Here is a 5169-nt window from a genome sequence, read left to right as displayed (position 1 = left end):
TTGAGGGTGTTCTCGCTGATGCGCTTCTTAAGTTCGCTACGGTGCGACAGCAGGTACTTCTGCGCCGGCCGCATCACGCCCAGCAGGTAGCGCACGATTTCGATGGCCTGCAGGGACAGGGGCACGATGTAGGGCGGCACGTCCTGCGGCCGTTTGCCGGCCTTGCGCATCTCGTCCTGGAGCTGCTTGACGACCTGTGGCGGGATGATCCACAGGCCCCGGTCCAGGTCGAACTGCTCCGGTTCGGCCAGCCGCAACTCGCCGGTGCGCACGCCCGTCAGGAACAGCAGCCGGACGCCAAGCTGAGTCTGCCATCCGCGAGGGTTGTAGAGGCGGAGCTTCTGCAGGAACTCGGGCAGCTCAGGCAGGTGCAGGTAGGGGTTGTGGGCCACCGGGGGCTTGGGTTCGGCCACCACGTCCAGGTCGGCGGCCGGATTGACTTCCAGTCCCTCGGCGATGACCAGGGCATAGCGGAACATCTGGTTGAACCAGGTGCGGACCTTCTCGGCGGTGGTGAACGCCTTGCGCTTCTCGATAGCTGCCAGGACTCCCAGAAGCTGGGGGCGTCGAATATCGTAGATGGACATCTTCCCCAGGGTAGGCAGCACGTCCTTGTTGAAGATGCGTAGGATCTGCGAAAGCGTGCTCTGACGGCCTTCCTTGAGTTCCTTGCGGCGATGCTCGACCCAGGCATCGAAGACGTTCTTGAAGGTGTGCTCGCCTGCGAGCCTGGCCGCGTGCCGCATCCGGTCGCGCTCGACTCGGGGGTCGATGCCCCTGGCGAGCAGGGCCTGGGCCTTGTCTCGCTCGGCGCGGGCCTCGCGCAGGCTGAGGGCGGGATAGCCGCCCAGGGACATGCACTTCTGCTTGCCCAGCCAGTAGTAACGGAATAGCCACGACTTGCCACCTGCGGCAGAGACCAGCAGGCCCAGGCAGTCGTTGTCGGAGATGGTGTAGCGTTTGCCGGTGGTCCTTGCCTGCCGGACGGTCAGATCAGAGAGTGCCATTTCGAGGCTCCTAAGTTATGACTTAGGCCCTATGCTCGTCATGGTCCCCGCTCAGCCCCAGCAACTATCCGATAGCCGACCCACCCGCATTCTTGTGCCTCAATTGGCGCCTCAAAAACGCTGGCTGTAGGTGGATTTCCGTGGCACTCGCTGGAACGAAAAAAGGAGCCGAAGCTCCTTTTTTCAACGACTTACAGACGTCAGTAGAAGTCTGTAGATCATAAACTGGAGCGGGAGACGAGTCTCGAACTCGCGACCTCAACCTTGGCAAGGTTGCGCTCTACCAACTGAGCTACTCCCGCGTCTTTGACACCCGGCCGGGACGCGGACCGACGGGCCGCGGATCGACTGTCCGCGGGCCTCGGCGACTTGAGTCCCAGGCGCAAAGGAGCGCGGAGTATAGCAGAAAACCCCGCCATTGCGAGCGGGATTTCCGCGCGCTCCGTGTCCTCTGTCTGCATCTTCCAGGAGGCATCGGCAACAAGCCCGATCCCGCTGCCCGCGCCGAGGAACAGGCCTACCGTGCCGGCGTGCCGCCCGGTATGGACTCGCGCGCATCGTCGCCCGCGCCACGCGCCCCCAGCGAATCCGCAGCGGCATTCAACAACAGCGTGCGGAAGGCGGCGAATACCTTGCGCATCTGCGGCTGCTTGTAGGGAAACACGTCGGCGGGATCGAGGTCGTGCACGACCATGCAGGTGTCGGCCTCGAATATCAGCAGGTCGCCGCCGGGCGTCTCGGCGCAATCCAGCCCGAAGTAGTCCAGCCCCAGGCAGGCCTGGATGCGCTCCAGCGCATCGCGGTGGCGAACCGCGAACGTCTCGTCGAACCGCTGCATGATGTCGGCTTCTTCGGCGCGCTTGTCGGCGCTGTCGGTCATGCCGGCGTTCAGGTAGTGGATCATCCAGTGATCCGAGATGCCGACGTGGCACACATAGGTGCGCCCCTCCAGCATCACCACGCGATATTTGCGGAACAGCCCGTCGGCATTGCGATAGTCGACGAAGCAGGAGATATAGAATTCCTCGTCGTCGTGCGCCGACAGGTAGGCGGCCAGCGCCGCCGGCGTATCGAGCTTGGCCAGGTCCCGCCCCGCGTGCGAATCGAGTGGCCTGACCAGGATGGGAAAGCCGCCGGCGCCGAGATGCGCGGCGACCTCGGCTTCGCCGCGCGCAATCGCGCCGAGCACGTCTCGCGGCGCCCGCCGCGTCGGTGGCATGCTGACGCCCGGCAGCGGCGACAATAGCTGCGCGGCGCGGTCGCGCGACAACTGCAGCACGCGCTCGGGGGCGTTGAGCACGGGCCGCGGCCAGCCGGCCAGCGCTTCCCGCAGGGCGTCCAGCAGCGCCCGGGTCCGGTCGGATTCGCCCGCCGCGACGATCAGCACGTCATGGTCGGGCAAGGCGTCGGGCAAGGGCTGGTCGGGGGGCAGGTAGAGCATGTCGAGCGCGATGTCGGAGCCATGCAGCAGGCATTCCAGCGGCGCATTGGCCATCAGGTCGCCGGGCACCATCAGCGCCAGCAAGCGCAGCCGCGGCCTGACGCCGGGCGCGGCCGGCCCCTGGAAAAGCCGGCGGACCTGCAGCGCCTCGGCCTGCATCGCCATTGCCAGCGGGCGCTTGCCGGTCATCTGCAGGATCAGCGACAGGTCCATCAGCGCATAGGCGTCCGACGGGTTCGCGGCCAGATGTTCGATCAGCTGCTCGGCCAGCGGCCGGAGGTCTTCGCCCTGGTGGGCCATGCGCAGCAGTTCGCGCAGGCCGACGAAGGCATGCGCGGTGGGCGCGGCGGACGTGGTTCTTGTCATGGTGAAGCCTGGGTTGGGCGAGCCTGCCGCACGGGCGGCGCGCAATGGGTCAGACGATGCCGCCGTCGGATTGAAGAGACGCGCCGGAGGCAAGCACCGCCCGCAGCAAGGCGTCGATGTCCTGCTCGCGCGTGCGATGGTTGAACAGCGCGACACGGATGGCGGCCTGCCCGCCAAGCACCGTGGCGGAGGGCGCGGCAATGCCGGACTCCTGCACCGCCACCACCAGCGCGCGATTGAGGGCATCGACGCGGCCGGCATCGACGCGGCCGTCGCCGTGGCCGACATAGCGGAAGCAGACGATGTTGAGCGCGACCGGCGCCAGCAGCTCCAGCGCCGGATTGCCGCCGATGCGCGCGGCCAGCACGCGGGCCAGCGTGCAGCTGGCGGCGATCATCTCGCCCAGGCGCTGGGTCCCGTGGACCTTGATGGTGAACCAGGTCTTCAGCGCGCGAAAGCCGCGCGACAGGTCCGGCCCGAAGTCGCTCGGCCACGGCGAGCCGGCGGCCAGCCCCCGCCCGGCACGGCTCAGGTAGGTGCCGTGCTGCGTGGAGAAGGTGTCCAGGTGCAATTGCCGGTCCCGCACCAGGACGAAGCCCGCGTCGTAGGGCACCTGCAGCCATTTGTGGAAATCGAACGCGATCGAGTCCGCCTGCGCGATGCCGTCCAGGCGCGGGGCCAGTTCGGGGGACAGCATGGCCAGCGCGCCGAACGCGCCGTCGACGTGGAAGTGCAGCCGCTCGCCCGCGGCGATGCGCGCGAGCCCGGCCAGGTCGTCGATGGCCCCGGTATCCACCGTGCCGGCGGTGCCCACCACCAGGAAAGGCTGGAAGCCGCGGGCGCGGTCCTGGGCGATGCGCGCGCGCAGTTCGTCGAGCCGCATGCGGCCGTGCGCGTCGACGGCAATCGGGCGCAGTTGCTCGCGCCCCAGTCCCGCCAGGTCCATTGCCTGGGCGATGCAGCCATGCGCCAGCGTCGAGGCATAGGCCACCGGCACGGCCCGCATGCGCGCCGTGCCTTGCGCGCGCACCGTCGTGCCGAGCGCGCGCGTGCGCGCCACCAGCACGCCGATCATGTTGGCCATCGAGGAGCCGGTCAGGAACAGGCCGCTGGCATCCTGCGGAAAATCGAACAGTTCGATCACCCAGCGCAGCACCTGGCGTTCCACCTCAATGGGGATATGGTCGCGCCCGCCCAGGTTGGCGTTGAGCCCGCCCGCCAGCATTTCGGCCAGCATGCCGGCCACCGTGCCGCCGCCGTGCACCCAGCCCATGAAACCGGGATGCGCATTGCCCACGGTGTAGGGCAGGATGTCCCGCATGAAATCATCGTGCACGGCTTCGAGCGAACTCGGCCGCCCTGGCAGCGCTTCGGTGAAGCGCTGCCGGACCGCCGGCGGAGCCGGCTGCCAGACCGGCCGCTCGCGGATGGTCTGCAGATAGTCGAACATGTCGTCGAGCATCCTGTGGCCCTGGCGCCGGCAGGCCGCCCAGTCCTCCGGGTCGAGTCCGCCGGCTGCCGCTGCAGCCTCACCGCTGGATTCCGGTGCGCGCATGAATATTGCCTCAGGAGGATGCTGGTGATCGATGCGGGGCATGCTAGCAGCCGCATACTTAAGGCTGCATTAAGGACAGGCCCTTCACCGCGGCGCAGATGCCGCTTCGCCGTTGCCTTGCCGGCCTTAATTCTTTCTTAAGGGAGCCCGCGCTAGGCTGGTGCCAGTCGGACCGCCCTGCGATCCCATGCAGCGTGCCGCCGCCGACTGGCATGTCGCCGGCGAGGCCATCGGTCGCGGAACGGATCGGCACCTTCGACCGCCTCGGCCGCCGGCAGCAGCTTCACGCCGGCCCATGCTCAACCATCACGAACGCCCATGCCTTCCACTGGACGACGGACCTGCCCGACCTGCGCTCCGCGGATCATGTCGATGGCGCTCCGCAACCGAACCGCGGGTTTCATGCAGCGGCTGACCGCGCGCAGCTACGGCGACGTGCCGGTCGCCGTGCTGCTGCCGGTCTGCCTGCTGGTGCTGCTGCTGTGGTTCGGCACGCTGGACCTGAGGCACCTGCTCAGTTCCGACGAAGGCCGCTACGCCGAGATCTCGCGCGAGATGTTCGCCAGCGGCGACTGGGTCACGATCCGCTACAACGCGCTCAAGTATTTCGAGAAGCCGCCCTTCCACATGTGGATGACGGCGCTCGCCTATGGCGCCTTCGGCGTGGGCGACTGGCAGGCGCGGCTGTGCGTGGCGCTGTCCGGCATGGCCGGGCTGCTCGTTTCCGCGCTGGCCGCGGCGCGCTGGTACGGCGCCCGCGCCGGCGTGCTGACGGCGCTGGTTCTCGTCGCCGCGCCGAT

4 protein-coding genes and 1 tRNA gene are annotated in these 5169 nt (G+C 67.9%); 1 reads left to right on the top strand and 4 read right to left on the bottom strand.

Features of this window, described 5'->3' with window-relative positions:
- The 4 genes from K206_RS0135680 to K206_RS0135665 all read right to left on the bottom strand — a co-directional run.
- Window positions 1-1007, bottom strand: a 1007-nt coding sequence (locus K206_RS0135680; protein WP_020207027.1) for an integrase arm-type DNA-binding domain-containing protein, incomplete at its 3' end; no start/stop codon positions are given.
- 226 nt (window positions 1008-1233) lie between these two features.
- Window positions 1234-1309 (bottom strand) — tRNA-Gly (locus K206_RS0135675).
- A 215-nt stretch (window positions 1310-1524) separates the two neighbouring features.
- Window positions 1525-2814, bottom strand: a complete 1290-nt coding sequence (locus tag K206_RS0135670; protein ID WP_020207026.1) for a RimK family alpha-L-glutamate ligase — start codon at window positions 2812-2814, stop codon at window positions 1525-1527.
- A 49-nt stretch (window positions 2815-2863) separates the two neighbouring features.
- Window positions 2864-4369, bottom strand: coding sequence for a pyridoxal-dependent decarboxylase (locus K206_RS0135665; protein ID WP_081651631.1), 1506 nt, complete (start codon window positions 4367-4369; stop codon window positions 2864-2866).
- 402 nt (window positions 4370-4771) lie between these two features.
- Here K206_RS0135665 and K206_RS40375 point away from each other — a divergent pair.
- The coding region (locus tag K206_RS40375; RefSeq protein WP_196812975.1) for a glycosyltransferase family 39 protein at window positions 4772-5169 on the top strand (398 nt) is incomplete at its 3' end.

Source organism: Cupriavidus sp. WS (genome assembly GCF_000395345.1).
Classification (GTDB): Bacteria; Pseudomonadota; Gammaproteobacteria; order Burkholderiales; family Burkholderiaceae; genus Cupriavidus; species Cupriavidus basilensis_B.
Note: the sequence above shows the minus strand (reverse complement) of the source record. Positions and strands in the feature narration are given on the sequence as shown.

Bases quoted from the DNA above. Each gene is read 5' to 3' on its own strand.
- K206_RS0135670 (WP_020207026.1), bottom strand. From the start codon at position 2,814: ATGACAAGAACCACGTCCGCCGCGCCCACCGCGCATGCCTTCGTCGGC.
- K206_RS0135665 (WP_081651631.1), bottom strand. From the start codon at position 4,369: ATGCGCGCACCGGAATCCAGCGGTGAGGCTGCAGCGGCAGCCGGCGGA.